Origin of the sequence: Corallococcus macrosporus (assembly GCF_017302985.1) — a bacterium.
Taxonomy (GTDB): Bacteria; Myxococcota; Myxococcia; order Myxococcales; family Myxococcaceae; genus Corallococcus; species Corallococcus macrosporus_A.
In genome coordinates, this window is sequence record NZ_JAFIMU010000006.1 from 472,616 (window position 1) to 487,972 (window position 15,357).

Genomic DNA, 15,357 nt, shown 5'->3' on the forward strand with positions numbered 1-15,357 from the left:
AACGGTGGCGTTCCGCTCGACTTCTCAAACTACCGCAATAACTCACCTAAGGCCAAGTCGTGGCTGTCGATCCGGGCAAATCCAGCGGACGGAGACGGGGGCACCGTCCGCGGATCAGCCACGGCGCAATCAGTCATCCGGCTGTTCCGCGGACACGGCCAGGTCGTCCGCGAACGGGGGCAGCGCGGGACCCAGCGACTCCGCCTGCACGAGCACGGACGACTCCACCCGCAGGTCGGGTGCGTCCGCGAGGACGGGCTGGCGGCGCGGGGGGCCCTGGGTGACGAGCTTGCGGAAGTCCTCGAACTCGCGGCCCTGGATGCGGGCGAAGGCGTCGAACGGGGCGACCACACCCACGGAGGACAGGGCCTGGGACAACGCGTCCGCCCCGCCCTTCAGGTCCACCAGCACGGCGCCCGGCACCCGGGCGCTCTTGAAGAGCACGCGCACGTCCCTGGGCACGTGCGTCACCGGCACGAGCGCGGCCTCCGCGCCCTTGGCCTCCAGCATCTTCACCGCCGACTCCACGTTGGGCACCGGCACCAGCTTGAAGTGCTTCTGGGCATCCAGGTCGCCGCCCAGCACGACGTGGGAGACGAACTTCGGATCCGCGGGGCCCGCGCCCTTCACCAGCGCCATGCGCTTGCCGGCGAGGTCCTTCACGGTGCCCTTCTGGGTGGAGATGATGGCCCAGCGCTGCTGCGTCTCACCGGAGCGCGGCGCGTACGCGACGGCTTGCGCCTTGGCGCCCAGTTGCACCGCGGCCCAGCCGTCCACCACGGCGAAGTCGATCTGCCCCTCCCCCACCGCCTTGGAGAAGTCCTCGTAGCGGCCGAAGCTCTTGGCGCCCACGGGGCGGCCCAGGCTGGCCTCCAGCTTCTGGGCCAGGGCCTCCGCGTACTGGAAGCGCTCCTGGCCGTCCGACAGCGTGGTGGCGAGGAACACGCCCAGCGTCGCCTTCTTCGGCGCGGCGGACGCGGGACGGGCAACGGCGACGGCGAACAGCACGGCGGCGAGCAGGAGGCTCCCCCGCGCGACAAGGGATGGCGTCTTCACGGCGTCTCCTCCGCGACCCCGGTGGCCGGCGTGGCGCCCTGCGCGTCACCCAGTCCATAGAGGCCCTGCAGGCGGTCCTTCCATTCACGCACCTGGGCGGCGCGGGGGCCCGCGCCGGAGACCAGGTAGCGGCGCCAGGCCTCCACGGCCTCGGCGGGTTCATGCCGGCGCTCCTGCGCGTCGATGCCCAGGTTGAGCGAGGCGACAGGCACGGCGGTCTCCAGGCGCTTCCACGTCGCGAGCGCGGAGGCCGCGTCGCCCTGGCGCCAGTCCACGCACGCCAGGTTGTGCTGCACCAGCACGTCGTCGGGCGTCGCGGCGAGCGCGGCCTTCAGCGCCTTCTCCGACGCCTTCATGTTGCCGGAGGCGTACGCGAGCGCGGCCTCGCGGCGCAGCAGCGCGCCGGTGAGGTGGCCCATCCACTTCGGCTGTCCGGGCATGGGCTTCTTCTGCGCGGTGGCGAGCAGCTTGCGCGCGGGCGCGACCTTGCCCTGGCGGTAGAGCACCCAGGCATCCGCGAGCGTGCGCGTGTTGGGCCACGCCCACTCCGGCGCCGGGGTGAGCGAGCGCTTGATGCCGGCGGTGGCCTCCGCGAACCGCCCCTCTTCCGCGCGCGTGAGCGCCCGGGCGAAGGTGGCCAGCTTCGCCAGGTCCGCGCGCTTGCCGGTGCCCAGGCGGTCCACCGCGTCCAGGTCCCGGTTCGCCGCGGCCGCGTCTCCGGCCTCCAGCTTCGCCAGGGCGCGGCGCACCAGCACGCGGGGCAGGTTCGCCTCCGCCACCTTCGAGGCCGTCTTGGAGGGGCCCGCGTCCGTCAGCCGCTGCACGGCGGCGTCCACCTGGCCCAGCTCCACCTCCGCGAGCGCGGCGCCCGCGGACGCCTCCGCGCGCTGATCCGGCTCCTGCGTGGCCTCACCGGACTGGGTGAAGGCGGCGAGCGCTCCTTGCGCATCGCCACTGCCCAGCCGCGAGTAGCCCAGCAGCAGGTGCTCACGCCAGGTCGCGCCCGGCAGCGTCACTGCGCCCTCCATCACCTTGCGGGCCTCCGCGTACTGGTGGCTGTCCAGGAGCGCCGCGCCCAGGCGGCGGGCCATGGGCACGGAGCGGTCCAGGTCGTACGCGCGGCGCAGGTCGCGCGCGGCGTCGTCCAGGCGCTGCGTGCCGGCGCGGTCACGTGCGCGGTGCGCCAGCGCCCGGGCCAGCCACTGCTTCGCGCCGGGGTGGCCGGGCTCGACCTGGAGCGCGTTGCCGTAGTCCTCGATGGCCTGGTCCCACTGGCCGGTGGCGAAGTGATCCGCGCCCAGCAGCATGTGGCCCAGCGCCTGGCGCGGAGCCATCTCCACCACGCGCCGGTGCACCTCCACCGCGCGCTGGTAGCGGCCGGCGCGGCGGTTGACGGAGCCCAGCGTCGCCCACAGCTCCAGGCTGCCGCCGCCCGTCTTCACCGCGGACTCGAGGAACTGGATGGCCTCCTCGTGGCGAGCCTGCGCCTGGAGCGCCTTGCCCACGGCGATCTGCCCCAGGAGCAGGCCCGGCTGCAGCTCCAGCACCTTGCGGAACTCGGCCTCCGCCTGCGCGGGCTGCTTCTGCGCGAGCCGCACGTCACCCAGCAACAGGTGCGCGGCGGGCGTCGAGCCCAGCTTCATGAGGGCGGTGGCCTGGAGGTCCGCGCGCGGCACGTCGCCCGCGGCGAGGTACTGGCGCGCGAGACGCTCCTTCGGCTCGGCCACCTGCGGGTACTTCGTCACCAGCCGCTCCAGGAGCGCGCGGGCCTCCGGCACGCGGCCCTCCAGCTCCAGCACGGCGGCGAGGCCAATCTGCGCGGTCGCGGACTCGGCCCGGCCGGCCTGCGCCTTCTCGAACGAGGCGCGCGCGGCGCCAGCGTCGCGGCGGATGAGGTGCGCCTTGCCCAGCAGTTCGTGGATCTGGAAGTCGTTGCCCGCGAGCTTCTCCGGGCGCAGCGCCAGGTAGCGCTGCAGCCGCGTCACGGCCCGGTTCCCGTCCTGGACGTACAGGTAGTAGCTGGCCAGGTAGTAGTGGACGATGAGGTGGTCCGGCTGATCCGCGGCGGCCACCTGCTCCAGCACCGGTACGGCCTCCGGGAAGCGGCGCAGCTTGAAGTACGCCGTGCCCAGCGGGTACGCGAGCGACAGCTCCTGCGGGTTCTGCGCGAACACCGGCTGGAGGCGGGCCACCGTGCGCTGGAAGTCCTGGAGCGCGTTGGCGGCGCTGCCCAGTCCCGCGGCGGCGTACACGGACTGCGGCTCCTGCGCGAGCGACTGCTCGAAGAGCTGGAGCGCCTTCTTGAACTTCTCCTCCGCCTCCTTCTTGTCGCCCTTGGAGAGGGCGGCGTTGGCGGACACGAGGGCCTGTTCGCCCTGCACCGTCATGCGCTGCGCCTCGGTGGCGGGCGGCGGGCGGAACTGGGCGAGCGCGGCCGGAGGGCCGGCCAGGGTGGCCAGCAGGGCGAGCGCGGTGGAGACGCGGCGCGGGGAACGGATGAATGGGCGCATGCGGTTCGTCACGGCGAGGGGGCGGGGCTGAATTCGGCGACGATGACGGTGATGTCGTCGCGCTGGGGCTGACCGGCGCTGTACGCGCGCACGTCCGCGAGGAGCGCGTCACGAAGGGCGTCGGCGGGGAGGTGCGCGTGGGCCTGGAGCGCGGCGGCCAGGCGCTGCGTGCCGTAGAGCCGGTTGGCTCCGTCGCGCGCCTCCGTCAGGCCGTCCGTGTACCAGACGATGATGTCGCCAGGGCTCAGCTGCGCCTGGCGCGACGTGAACTGCGACGCGACGTTCGCGCCCAGGAGCGGTCCGCGCGCCGGCAGCGACGCCATCTGCCGCGTGTTCCGGTTGTAGATGGCCGCCGCCGGGTGGGCGCCCGCCGCGTAGTCGATGCTGCCGCTGTACACGTCGATGACCGCGAGCGCGCTGGACATCTGGTGCTCGCCACGGCCCACGTTGGCCAGCGTCACGTTGAGCGCGGTGATGAGCATCTGCGCGTGCACCTGCGACGGCTCGCGCAGCGTCATCGCGGAGGCGAAGCCGCTGGTGGCGCTGGTGGCGACCAGCGACGTGGACAGGCCGTGGCCCGTCACGTCTCCAATGCCGATGACGACGCGCCGGTCGTCCAGCGCGGCGCGGAACCACCAGTCGCCGCCGCACGCGTCCGCGGGCACCACCAACCCGGCCAGCCGCAGCGGCCCCACCGTCACGGCCTCGCGGCCCGGGAGCAGCGTCTCCTGCACCGTGCGCGCGAGCGACACCTCGCGCTCCAGCTGCGCCTTGGCGCGCACGTCCTCCAAGAGGACCTTGATGCGCTCCGCCATGTGGTTGAACACCACGCCCAGCGTCGTCACCTCGCGGCCCGCGCCCGGCGCCGTGCCCGCGCGAGCGCCCAGGTCACCGGCGGCCAGCTGCATCACGCGGTGGGTGAGGACACCCAGCGGCTTGGTGATGCGTCGGCTCTGGAAGGCGGCCAGCACGCCGGCCAGCACCACGAAGCCCACGCCCAGTCCCACGATGCGCAGCGTGTTCGCGCGCACCGCGGCGCGGTTGGTCTCCTCCAGCTCGTGGAGCTGCTTCTGCAGGTCCTCCAGCGAGTAGCTGATGACGACCACGCCCTTGCCGCCCTGCGAGCCGTAGTCGAGCGGCTCCTGGAACTCGAAGACGGGCTGGCCCTGGAAGAAGGCGCTGGCCCAGCGGCGCTCCGCGGTGCGGCCTCCGGAGGACTCGCCCAGCTTCGCGGCCGGGTCGCTGTCCGCGACGAGCTGCCCGTCCGCGTCGAACATCTGCACGCGCAGGATGTTGCGGTTGTCCGCGATGATGGAGCGCGCGACCTCCGTGAGGAACGCGTAGTTGTTGTCGCGCAGGCTGGTGGCCGAAGTGAGCGCCAGCGTGTGGCTCACCGTCTGGCCCAGCTCGCGAGCCTGGGACTGGAGCCGCTGCGTGAAGCGATCCGACGTCGCGGTGAGCTGCGCCTCCGTCGTCTTCGCCGACAGCGCGGCCAAGAGGCCCACGATGATGATGACCAGCGCGCCCGTGGTGAGCAGCAGCAGCTGATCCAACCGCAGCCCGCGGATGGCGGCCACGTTGGGCAGCTCTCCCGCCTCCATGGGCGCGATGACCGTGCTCGTGGGCTCCGCGGCCGGCAGCCCCAGCGCTCCCGTCAGGCGGGTGGCCGTGTTCTCCCCTCGCAGGGCGGTGAGGTCCCGGGAGTGGGTGCCCGTGTACTCCGGAGGAGGGGGCGGGGTGCCGGGCCCTGCGTCGTGGGAATCTCCGGACGCGTCAGGGGAGTCAGGCACGGGGTCGAGGCGCGTGTTCGTACGGGACAAAGGCAGACCTGGGAGAGCCCGCGGGGGAACGCGGTCGGGACGGCGCGGACTCTATCTCACTTCCTGATTGACGCGAGGAGTCCACCTGTCGGGCTTTCCCCTGGGAGCGCCCCTTCCTCCGGCCCCCCAGCGGCCGTGCGATCAGCCACCACCCCGGGTGTCCCCCCCTCCTGCGTGGAGCAGCACGTCAGAGGGGATGGATGAGTTCCGCTCATTGCCGCGTCGCGCCACCCGGGGGCCCAAACGGTGACGGCGAACACCCGTGACATCACCGCGCTTGAGTCGGGAGGCCGCGATCGGAGTATAGGGGCGTCCCTTTCCTTTCCCTTCGAGGTCGTCCGCCCGTGTCCCGGCCCCGGTTGATCAAAGAAAACTCCGCGCCGCTTTCGCTCGCCCGAGAGCAGCTGATCCGCATCCACGACCTGATGGTGAAGGCGCGAGTCCTGGAGGAGCGCCTCATCCAGATGTACAAGCAGGGCCACGGCTACTTCTGGATTGGCGGCCCCGGTGAGGAGGCGTTCAACGTCCCCCTGGGCATGCTCATGAAGGTGGGCGAGGGCCCGGCCTACGACTACCTCCACGCGCACTACCGCCAGTCCGCGACGCTGCTGGCCATGGGCGAGGAGCCCATCGGGGCGCTGCGGCAGATGAAGAACACGGCCACGGACCCCTACTCCGGCGGCCGCAACTTCGCGGGCCACTTCAGCCGGCGCTCGAAGAACATCGCCCCGGTCACCTCTCCCATCGAGGTGCAGTACGCCATCGCGCCGGGCACGGCCATGGCCCAGAAGCGCCACGGCGGCGAGGGCATCACCATCGTCACCGGCGGCGACGCGGGCACGGCCGAGGGCGATTTCGCCAGCGGCCTCATCTGGAGCAGCCGCCCGGCGAACCCGCTGCCCATCCTGATCATCGTCACGAACAACAAGTGGGGCATCAGCACCACGTCGGACGGTCAGCACGGCGAGACGAACATCGCGGACCGCGCGCGCGCCTTCAACATCCCGGCGAAGACCATCAACGGCAATGATCCGGTGGAGTCCTACCAGGAACTGCAGGCCGCGATGGACTACGTGCGCAAGGAGCGCAAGCCGTACTTCATCGAGGCGCGCGTGTCGCGCCTGTACGGGCACTCGTCCGCGTCCGGCGCCAACTTCGTGAACGAGGAGCAGGACTGCCTGCGCCTGTTCGAGGCGCGGCTGGAGCAGGAAGGCGTCCTCGACCGCAAGCAGATGGAAGAGGTCCGCAACCGCTACACGGAGGAGCTGGCCGCCGCGGCGCGCACCGTGCGTGACGAGCCGCAGCCCTCTGGCGACTCCATCTGGGAACACATCTACGCGGAGAAGAAATAACCATGGCGAACATGGCACAGGCCATCCGCATGGCCCTGCACTACGCGGAAGAGAACCTGGGCGTCACCGACATCTTCGGCGAGGACGTGGGCGCCCCGCTGGGCGGCGTCTTCACCTGCACCCAGGGCCTGAAGACGGCGTGGAACAGCCCCCTGGACGAGCGCGGCATCATCGGCACGGCCATGGGCCTGGCGATGGCGGGCAACCGCCCCGTCGCGGAGATCCAGTTCTGCGACTACATCTACAACACCATCGACCTGCTCAAGCTCGCGGGCAACACGCACTGGGCGACGAACGGTGACTGGGCCATGCCCATGGTGGTGCGCACGCCCGTGGGCAGCGGCATCCGCGGGTCGCTGTACCACTCGCATTCCTTCGACGCGACGATGACGCACATCCCCGGCTGGAAGGTGGTCATCCCCTCCACGCCGCTGGACGCGTACGGCCTGCTCATCTCCGCGTGCCAGGACCCCAACCCCGTCATGTTCCTGGAGCCCAAGGCGCTGCTGCGCGTGAAGGGCGAGGAGCGCATCCCCGGGGAGCCCGAGGACGACCGCGCGCTGTCGAAGATGATCGACGCGCCGCTGGGTGACCGCTCGCAGTGGAAGCCCCAGTGGCCCGCGCTGGAGGCGTTCGCCATCCCCATTGGCAAGGGCAAGCGGGTGCGCGAGGGCACCCAGGCCACCGTCGTCAGCTACGGCCGCACGATGCCCCTGTGCATCAAGGCCGCGGCGCAGCTGGCGGAGGAAGGCCTGAGCGTGGAGGTCATCGACATGCGCTCGCTCTGGCCGTACGACTGGGACCTCATCAAGGCCTCCATCCAGAAGACGGGCCGCGTGCTCTTCGTCAACGAGGACACCGAAGTGACGAACTTCGGCGAGCACCTGGTCCGGCGCACCGTGGACGAGCTGTTCTACTCGCTGCTCGCGCCGCCCCGCCTGGTCGCCGGCAAGTTCATCCCGGGCATCGGCCTGGCGGACGCGCTGGAGATGGCGTCGGTGCCGCAGCAGAACGACATCACCACCGCCCTGCGCAGCCTCTGCGGCGAGCAGCCTTAAAGCCGCGCGCGTTCCGCCGAGCGCGGAAAGTCACACGGGCCGCCGTTCCTCTTTGGAGGCCGGCGGCCCTGTCGTTAGAATCCCAACTTCCGTGTCCCAGCCCATCGTCCGCACCATGACCCCCGCCCCAGACGCCAACGCCTTCCGGATCCGCCGCGCGCGCCGCGGCGACGCCGAGGTCATGGCCCAGCTGCTGCGCGAGCTGGGCTACCCCCAGGGTACCGATCAACAGACCGTGCACTGGGTCATCAGCCATCCGGAGATCGAGATCTTCGTCGCGGGAGACCCGCAGGACCGCGCGGTGGGCATGGTGTCCTTCTCCCACCGGCCGCAGCTGCGGCTACGCGGGCGCGTGGCCACCGTGGACGAGCTCGTCGTGTCCGAGGGCTGGCGCCGCCGGGGCGTGGGCCGCGCGCTGCTCGCGCAGGTGGCCCAGCGCGGCAAGGTGCTGAGCGTGAAGCAGCTCCAGCTCATCGCCCCCATCAACGTCACCGACGAGACGCGCGCCTTCTACCGGGCGTGCGGCTACGTGGAGGGCGACTCCGGGGTGTTCCGCCACGCGGAGTACGAGCAGCCGCAGAAGTAGCGGCGGTGGTGGAGGTCCCGCGAGGGCCCGGTGCTCACCCCGGGGCCCCGTCGCGGGTTGAAGCCGCTCAGCGCTTGAAGCTCGCGATCACGCGGCGCAGGCGCTCGTGGTCCTCTTCGCTCACGTCGATGAAGCGCACGCCGATGGCCTCCGCCTCGTCGCGCACCCAGGCGACGATGCCGGTGAGGTGGAACTCCTCGCCGTCCACCACCATGGCCAGCCGCACCTGCGAGCCCACGTCGTAGGACTTGCGCGTGCGCAGGCACAGCCCTCCGGCGGACAGGTTCAGCGAGTAGGCGCGCAGCGCGCGCGCCGCGTCCTCCATCTGCTCGAAGCGCACCTCGAACCGCGCCGCCACGCGCTCCTCGGCGCGGCGGTTCATGTACGGGTCTGGCTCTACCGGCCCATCCAACTTCGTGTTCATGCGCACCCTGACCCCCTCGGTTCTCGGACCGGAAGTGTCGGCTGGTTTCCAGGCCCGGTTCAAGGGCCCCCGGACGACGGAACGGCTCGTGTAAGTCCCAGGCTACTTCGACGCCAGGAGTTTCCGGATGCGTGCACGTCTCGTGTTGTTGGGTGGCGCCCTGATGATGGGGTTGTGGGTGGCGGGCTGCGACGACGAACCAACTGTCCGACCGCCAACGGATGCGGGTACTACCCTGGATTCCGGGACGGACGGCGGTGATTCCGGGACTGTCGATGGCGGCGATGGCGGCGGCGGTGGCTCCTCCGACTTCGCCTGCAACGTGGGGAAGCAGGAGGGCTGCGCCGCGGGCCAGGGCTGTCTGTACACGGACCTGGCGGATGGCGGCACGGGCAGCCAGTGCTTCACGGGCGCGTGCGACGTGGTCCGCCAGGACTGTCCGTCCGGGCAGCGGTGCACGTACGTGGGGCTGGACGGCGGGGGCTCGGAGCGCCAGTGCGTCGCGGCGGGCACCGCCACGGAGGGCGCGCCGTGCACGCTGGCCGAGTCGCCGCCGGGCCAGCGGTATGACACGTGCGCGGCGGGCCTCTACTGCAAGGACGAGTCGCAGGGCGACGGCGGCCTCGCGTTCTTCTGCCGCAAGCTGTGCCACGCGACGTCCGACTGCGGCTCCGGCGAGTGCAACACGGTGCTGCGCCTGAGCGGCACGCGCGAGCTGCCGCTGGTGTGCGGCCCGGCCTCCGCGTCGTGTGATCCGTTCGCGCAGGACTGCGAGAGCCCGCTGGGCTGCTACCCGGCCGCCAACGGTCCGGTGTGCGCGGGCCAGGGTTCGCTGGGCGAAGGCGCCTCGTGCGAGTTCAGCAACCAGTGTTCACGGGGAAGCACCTGCGTGGTGGCCGGCGGCAGCGGGACGTGCCGGACGCTGTGCCGCACGCCCGCCGGTTCACCGGGGTGCGCGAACGGCGCGGCCTGCCGGCCCATCAACAACAACGGCGACGTGGGCGCCTGCGCCCCGTAGGCAAGGGATTGCCCACCGAAGGAAGCGTCCGGCCCGGGGTGGCGAGCGCGCGGGTCCTCCCGGGGGCCGTGCCGCCACCTTCAGGGGCGGAGCCTGCGCCGGCCGTTCCCGGCGCGGGGGATGTTCACGGCCTCCCGGATTGGCGCGCGCCATGAATCCCCGGGTCGCCGCGAAGGCACGTCGTGCACATTGTCTTGCGCCGGGAGGTCGTGGGCATGGGTCTGAGGAAGGCGCTGCGCTGGGGATGTTTCGGGGTCCTGGGCCTGCTGGCGGGATGTGGGGGCATGGATGACGGCGGCGCGCCGGAGGAGGGCCTTGGCCAGGGCCACACGGACGCCGAGGTCACCGCGCCCGCGGATGGCCTGGAGGTTGCGCCCGCACTGACCCTGCACGACGAGCGCCGGGTGCAGGCCACGCCGCCCCTGGCTCCCCTCCCCGCCCGCTTCCAGCCCGCCTTCCATCAGTCCCTGCGGGAGTCGGTCTCCGTGGGCACCGTCACCACGTACCGGATGAAGGTGCCGGTGGGGCGCACGGGCGGCCGCGTGCGGGTCACCTTCCGCTCCGGCGACGGCAGCCTGACGCTGCAGCGGGCCACGGTGGCGAAGGCTGGCGCCAACGGCGCGCTGACGTCCGCTCCGGTGGCGCTCACCTTCAACGGCGGCGCGGGCTTCACCACGGGCACGCGCACGCTGGTGACGTCGGATCCGGTCGCGTTCCCGGTGGCCTTCGGCGACGAGCTGGCCATCTCCTTCGAGGTGAAGGGCGCCCTGGGCAAGAGCCGCATCCAGGCGTTCCCGGACAGCTGGACGCGGGCCGGGGCGTACGCGACGGCGCAGGGCGCGCTGGGCGGCCAGGCCTGGGAGTTCGCCACGGGCGTGGCGACGGTGGACGTGGAAGGCACGCCGGGCCGGTCCTTCGTGACCATCGGCGACAGCATCACGGAAGGCTACATGGATGACCGGAACGACACGCGCGACACGTGGTCGTTCCTGACGCAGCGGCAGCTGGGCGTGCCGGTGGTGAACTCGGGGGCGTCCGGACAGGGCTTCTGGGACGCGAACCTCCAGCTTCCGCAGGAGGTGCTGTCCCTGCAGGGCGTCACCGACTGCATCGTCCTGCTGGGCGTCAACGACCTGGCCGCGGCGGACATGACGGTCCCGAAGCTGCAGCAGCGGATGACGCAGCTGCTGGATCAACTCCAGCCCATGTGCCGGCTGTGGGTGAGCACGCTCCTGCCCAAGGAGAAGATGGGCGCGGACGGCGGCGACGTGGAGCTGATGAAGGCCCAGCGCCACGAGTTCAACGCGTGGATCCGCGGCCTGACGCGAGCGGACGTCATCGACCTGGAGGCCGTGACGCGCCAGCCGGGCAACGTGGACCTCTTCATCGATGGCCTGGAGACCGACGGCATCCACCCGAACGCGAAGGGCCACCAGCTCATGGCGGCCGAGGTGGTGCGCGTCCTCAAGGCGAAGGGCGGCCTGTAGGCGCCTGCCCGGCTGGAAAGCGCACGGGGGATTTGAATAGTTTCGGGGCCGCCGCGTCCAGGCGGCATTCCCCGTCTTTCCCTGCTCCCGGAGCCATCCCCCATGCGCGCCCTTCCCGCCGCCCTCGTCGTCGCCTGCCTCGCCCTGCCCTCGCTCGTCCACGCGTCCGCGCTGCGCTGTGACAACAAGCTGGTGTCGGAAGGGTCCTCCAAGGCGGACGCGCTGGCCAAGTGCGGCGAGCCCGTGACGAAGGAGACCAAGACGCAGTACGTGACCAACAAGGCCAAGACCGGGACGCGGGACCCGAGCCGCTACGACGAGGCCTCCACGGAGGTCACCACCTCCACGACCATCGAGGAGTGGACCTACAACTTCGGTCCCAACCGGTTCATGCAGACCGCCATCTTCCGCGACGGCAAGCTGGTGGACGTGCGCAGCGGCTCCTACGGCTACTGAGTCTCACCGGACGGCGAGGTGGGCTCCAACAGCCCGTGCTTCTGGAGCAGCGCGGCCAGCGCGGGGGGCGCGAGCATCCAGTCCTCGCGGGTGGGCACCCAGCGCACGGGGGCTCCGGCGGCGGAGAGGCGTGCGTTCACCTCCGCGATCATCGGGGCGAAGGTGGGCTGCGGCACGTCCCAGCTGCCCACGCCCGCCTGGACCTCCACGGCGCCGGGCTCCACGCGCACCGCGGGCTGGCCCTGCACCGGCTGGATGGCGAAACCCGGCAGGTACGGCTGCATGGCGGCGGACAGTCGCTCCAGCAGTGACGGGTCCTCGAAGGGGTGCGCGCCCTCCAGGTCGAAGAAGGTGGGCAGCTGCGCCTGGAGCTCGTCGCGCAGCGGGTCCTCCTTGCTGTCACGCCAGGCGTGCTCGGCCAGGACGCGGGCCTCGTGGGGGATGCGGATCTCCCAGCGCTCCAGCAGCGCGAGCAGCTCCGCCACGCGCTCCACCTCCTCCCATGGAGGCTCCACGCGCGTAAGCCAGGACACCTCCGACACGGTCTGCCCCCGGCGAAGGCCCGTCACCCGGTCCCCCTTGCGCAGCTGGAAGGGCGGCGCCTGGGTGAACTCCGGATCCGGATAGAGGGCGGTGTGCAGCAACCCCGTCCCGGCTTCCGGGCGCACACGCGCGAAGCCGTGCTTGGGGTTGATCTCCTCCACGACGAAGGTCTCCTGGGCCATGGCTCTTCTCTAACCGGTGTTCCGCATGCCCGCAGCGATGCCGTTGAGCGCCAGCAGCAGCGGCCGGTCGCACTCCGTGTCGCCGTCGCGCTTGCGCTTGAGCAGCTCCACCTGGAGGAAGGACATGGGGTCCACGTAGGGGTTGCGCAGCGCGATGCTCCGCTGCAACTGCGGGTTGTTGTCCAGGAGCTTCGCCTCGCCGGTGAGCGACTTCACCGCGCGGCGCGTGCGCGAGTGCTCCTGCTGGATGCGCAGCCACAGGGGCCGCGTGGCCGCGGGGGCCAGCTTCGCGTACCGCGCCGCGATGGCCATGTCCGTCTTGGCCAGCACCATGGTCACGTTGTCGATGACCGTGTGGAAGAAGGGCCATTCCTTGTACATGCGCTGCAGCAGCGCCGCGCCCTCCGGCGTGGCCGCGTACGCCTCCAGCGCGCTGCCCACGCCGTACCAGGCCGGGAGGATGGCGCGCGTCTGCGTCCACGCGAAGCTCCACGGAATCGCGCGCAGCGTCTCCAGACCGCCCGCCTTGCGCTTGCTGGGGCGCGAGCCGATGGGCAGCGCGGCGATCTCCTCCACCGGCGTGCCCGTCATGAAGAACTCCACGAAGCGCGGATCCTCCCAGACGAGCCCGCGGTACGCCTTGCGCCCCTCCTCCGCCAGCACGTCGAAGGCGGCGCGGAAGGCGGACTCGTCCTCCGGGGACGGGCGCGGCTGCGCGTCCAGCGTGTGCAGCAGCACGCCGCCCACCACCAGCTCCAGCGTGCGCTGCGTGAGCTCCGGGCGCGCGTACTTGTGGTCCATCGCCTCGCCCTGCTCCGTGGCCTTGTAGGCCCCGGCCACCGTGCCCGGCGGCAGCGCGAGGATGGCCGTCTGCGCGGGACCGCCGCCGCGCGCCACCGTCTCACCGCGGCCGTGGAACAGGCGCAGGGGCACGTCGTGCTCGTCCGCCACGTGGGTGAGCGCCACCTGCGCGCGGTACAGCGCCGCGGCCGCGGCGAGCAGGCCCACCTCCTTGCCGGAGTCGCTGTAGCCCACCATCACCTCCTGCACGCCCCGGCCCTTCAGGTGCTGGCGGTACTCCGGATGCGCGAAGAGCTGGCGCAGCACGTCCGGCCCGCCGTCCAGCGCGCCCAACTGTTCGAAGAGCGGTGCCACGTCCACCGTGGCGCACTGCCGCGCCGGGTCCCAGAGCCCCGCGTGCTTGAGGCACTGGAAGGCCGCGAGCACGTCCTCCGCCGTGGAGGCCATGGAGAGGATGAGCGTGCGGCAGACGGACTCGCCGCCCTCGTCCTGGCCCTCGCGCAGCTTCGCCAATACTTCGATGAGCCGCTTGCCGCCCTCGGTGGGGGCCGGACCGCCGTTGAAGGACGCCGCCGCGCTCACCGCGTCCTCCGCGGGGGCGCGCACCTCCAGCTCGCCCAGCCCCAGGCCCAGCGCGCGGACGCGCTCGGACATGCGGCGCACCTCGCGCAGGCCCGCGTGCTCCGCTCTCGCCGCGAAGAGCGACCGCTCCAGCACCGCCAGGTCGTCGCCCAGCGCCTCCGGTGAGCGGTAGGCCCCGGGGGCCAGCGTGGACGCCTGGCCCTGCCGCCGCGCCAGCACGTGCTCCAGCGCCAGCGACAGCCGCTCCTCCATGAAGCGCAGCTTGCGGCGCCACGGCTCGCCCAGCGTGCGCGGGCCCTGCTGCTTCGCCACGTCCGGCAGCGCCTTCGCGTCCTCCTCCAGCGAGCGCTCCAGCTCCTGCGTGGGGCGCGCGTGCCGCTCCGACTGCGACAGCATGCCGCCCAGCCGCTCCACGTCGCGCAAGAGCAGCCGCAGCCCCCGGGCGCGGTGCGCGCGCAGCGTGTCCGCGAACACCTCCGGCGTCACCAGCGGGTTGCCGTCCATGTCGCCGCCCACCCACGAGTGCACGCGCACGGGCGTGTCCAGCGCGCCAAGGGGCTCGCCGTAGGCGCGCTCGAAGGCCCAGTCCAGCGCCTCCGGCAGCCGGGCCACCGGCTCCGACAGCATCTCCTCCACGTACCAGTGGACGTTCTTCACCTCGTCGCCCACGGTGGGGCGCTCGCGGCGCAGCTCGTCCGTCTGCCAGAGCGCTGTAATCTCCTCGCGCATCGCCGCCAGGTTCGCGGCGGACTCGCGCGGGGTGAGCGCGCAGCGGTCGCGCTCTTCCAAGAGCTGCGCCAGCCGGTAGAGCTTCTCCAGCAGCGTCCGGCGGACCGCCTGGGTCGGGTGCGCGGTGAACGTCAGCGTCACCTTCAGCGTGCCCAGCGTCTCACGCACCTTGTCGGCGCTCACGCCCGCGGCCTTCAGCGTGAGCAGCGTCGCCTCCAGTGAGCCCTTCTGGGGCCGGGTGGCGGTGGGGCTCGCGTGGGCCCGGGCGCGGCGGATGCGGTGGTGCTGCTCGGCCAGGTTCACCAGCTGGAAGTAGACGGAGAAGGCGCGCAGCACCGGCTCCACCTGGTCCGACGGCAGCCTGCGCAACACCGCCGCCAGCTCCGCCGCCGCGGCGCGTCGTCCCGCCACCGGCCCGCGCCGGCGCTGGATGGCCAGGTGCCGGACCTCCTCCTCCTTGTCGAACAGGGCCTGTCCCTCCTGTTCCACCAACACCTCACCCAGAAGCCGGCCCAAGAGCCGGACATCCCGCCGCAGCGGGGGATCCACGGGACGTGTACGCGCCATATCGGACCGGCACCGTAGTCCCCCGCCCCCCGGCCTCCCCTACCCAAACTTGATTTTTCGACCACCACCGAACGGATGACTCTCTCCGTCCTTGCAGGAAAAATTTAACCTCCCGGTCTTCCCTTTTGGGCATGGCTTCCATTAGAAAGTGGGCGCACCCGGACCCGCCGGGATGTCTGAACTGAC

At 71.8% G+C, this 15,357-nt stretch carries 12 protein-coding genes; 6 read left to right on the plus strand and 6 right to left on the minus strand.

Features of this window, described 5'->3' with window-relative positions; genetic code table 11:
* Window positions 1-129 precede the first annotated feature (129 nt).
* The 3 genes from JYK02_RS11695 to JYK02_RS11705 are packed head-to-tail and all read right to left on the minus strand — an operon-like array spanning window position 130 to window position 5,386.
* Window positions 130-1,056, minus strand: coding sequence for a PhnD/SsuA/transferrin family substrate-binding protein (locus tag JYK02_RS11695; protein ID WP_431603477.1), 927 nt, complete (start codon window positions 1,054-1,056; stop codon window positions 130-132).
* A complete protein-coding gene (locus JYK02_RS11700; protein ID WP_207051005.1) occupies window positions 1,053-3,566 on the minus strand; it encodes a tetratricopeptide repeat protein in 2,514 nt (837 codons plus the stop codon). Before JYK02_RS11700 ends, JYK02_RS11695 begins: the two co-directional genes overlap by 4 nt.
* Before the next feature lie 8 nt (window positions 3,567-3,574).
* A complete protein-coding gene (locus tag JYK02_RS11705; protein WP_207051006.1) occupies window positions 3,575-5,386 on the minus strand; it encodes a SpoIIE family protein phosphatase in 1,812 nt (603 codons plus the stop codon).
* Between the two features lie 344 nt (window positions 5,387-5,730).
* Here JYK02_RS11705 and JYK02_RS11710 point away from each other — a divergent pair, with 344 nt between their 5' ends.
* The 3 genes from JYK02_RS11710 to JYK02_RS11720 all read left to right on the plus strand — a co-directional run bounded on the left by JYK02_RS11710 (window position 5,731) and on the right by JYK02_RS11720 (window position 8,382).
* Complete coding sequence (locus JYK02_RS11710) at window positions 5,731-6,738, plus strand: thiamine pyrophosphate-dependent enzyme (protein WP_207051007.1); 1,008 nt, start codon at window positions 5,731-5,733, stop codon at window positions 6,736-6,738.
* A gap of 2 nt (window positions 6,739-6,740) precedes the next feature.
* Window positions 6,741-7,796 carry an alpha-ketoacid dehydrogenase subunit beta gene (locus tag JYK02_RS11715; protein WP_207051008.1) on the plus strand — a complete coding sequence of 352 codons (1,056 nt, stop codon included), beginning with the start codon at window positions 6,741-6,743 and terminating at the stop codon, window positions 7,794-7,796.
* A 91-nt stretch (window positions 7,797-7,887) separates the two neighbouring features.
* Window positions 7,888-8,382, plus strand: a complete 495-nt coding sequence (locus tag JYK02_RS11720) for a GNAT family N-acetyltransferase (protein ID WP_338281532.1) — start codon at window positions 7,888-7,890, stop codon at window positions 8,380-8,382.
* 67 nt (window positions 8,383-8,449) lie between these two features.
* Here JYK02_RS11720 and JYK02_RS11725 read toward each other — a convergent pair whose 3' ends face one another.
* Window positions 8,450-8,806, minus strand: a complete 357-nt coding sequence (locus tag JYK02_RS11725) for a TIGR02266 family protein (protein ID WP_207051009.1) — start codon at window positions 8,804-8,806, stop codon at window positions 8,450-8,452.
* A gap of 127 nt (window positions 8,807-8,933) precedes the next feature.
* Between JYK02_RS11725 and JYK02_RS11730 the strand changes: the two genes are divergently transcribed.
* From JYK02_RS11730 to JYK02_RS11740, 3 genes are all read left to right on the plus strand, one after another.
* On the plus strand, window positions 8,934-9,824 hold the full coding sequence (locus tag JYK02_RS11730) for a hypothetical protein (RefSeq protein WP_207051010.1): 891 nt from the start codon (window positions 8,934-8,936) through the stop codon (window positions 9,822-9,824).
* 215 nt (window positions 9,825-10,039) lie between these two features.
* Window positions 10,040-11,311 (plus strand): SGNH/GDSL hydrolase family protein, encoded by a 1,272-nt coding sequence (locus tag JYK02_RS11735; protein WP_207051011.1) that lies wholly within the window; start codon window positions 10,040-10,042, stop codon window positions 11,309-11,311.
* Between the two features lie 102 nt (window positions 11,312-11,413).
* Window positions 11,414-11,767 (plus strand): DUF2845 domain-containing protein, encoded by a 354-nt coding sequence (locus tag JYK02_RS11740; RefSeq protein ID WP_207051012.1) that lies wholly within the window; start codon window positions 11,414-11,416, stop codon window positions 11,765-11,767.
* Here JYK02_RS11740 and JYK02_RS11745 read toward each other — a convergent pair.
* Both JYK02_RS11745 and JYK02_RS11750 read right to left on the minus strand, forming a co-directional pair.
* Window positions 11,761-12,492, minus strand: coding sequence for a hypothetical protein (locus tag JYK02_RS11745; RefSeq protein WP_207051013.1), 732 nt, complete (start codon window positions 12,490-12,492; stop codon window positions 11,761-11,763). The two genes, JYK02_RS11740 and JYK02_RS11745, sit on opposite strands and share 7 nt — an antisense overlap.
* Before the next feature lie 9 nt (window positions 12,493-12,501).
* Complete coding sequence (locus JYK02_RS11750; protein WP_207051014.1) at window positions 12,502-15,171, minus strand: phosphoenolpyruvate carboxylase; 2,670 nt, start codon at window positions 15,169-15,171, stop codon at window positions 12,502-12,504.
* Window positions 15,172-15,357: the final 186 nt, after the last annotated feature.

Bases quoted from the DNA above. Each gene is read 5' to 3' on its own strand.
- JYK02_RS11700 (WP_207051005.1), bottom strand. From the start codon at position 3,566: ATGCGCCCATTCATCCGTTCCCCGCGCCGCGTCTCCACCGCGCTCGCC.
- JYK02_RS11715 (WP_207051008.1), top strand. From the start codon at position 6,741: ATGGCGAACATGGCACAGGCCATCCGCATGGCCCTGCACTACGCGGAA.
- JYK02_RS11725 (WP_207051009.1), bottom strand. From the start codon at position 8,806: ATGAACACGAAGTTGGATGGGCCGGTAGAGCCAGACCCGTACATGAAC.
- JYK02_RS11730 (WP_207051010.1), top strand. From the start codon at position 8,934: ATGCGTGCACGTCTCGTGTTGTTGGGTGGCGCCCTGATGATGGGGTTG.
- JYK02_RS11735 (WP_207051011.1), top strand. From the start codon at position 10,040: ATGGGTCTGAGGAAGGCGCTGCGCTGGGGATGTTTCGGGGTCCTGGGC.
- JYK02_RS11740 (WP_207051012.1), top strand. From the start codon at position 11,414: ATGCGCGCCCTTCCCGCCGCCCTCGTCGTCGCCTGCCTCGCCCTGCCC.
- JYK02_RS11745 (WP_207051013.1), bottom strand. From the start codon at position 12,492: ATGGCCCAGGAGACCTTCGTCGTGGAGGAGATCAACCCCAAGCACGGC.
- JYK02_RS11750 (WP_207051014.1), bottom strand. From the start codon at position 15,171: ATGGCGCGTACACGTCCCGTGGATCCCCCGCTGCGGCGGGATGTCCGG.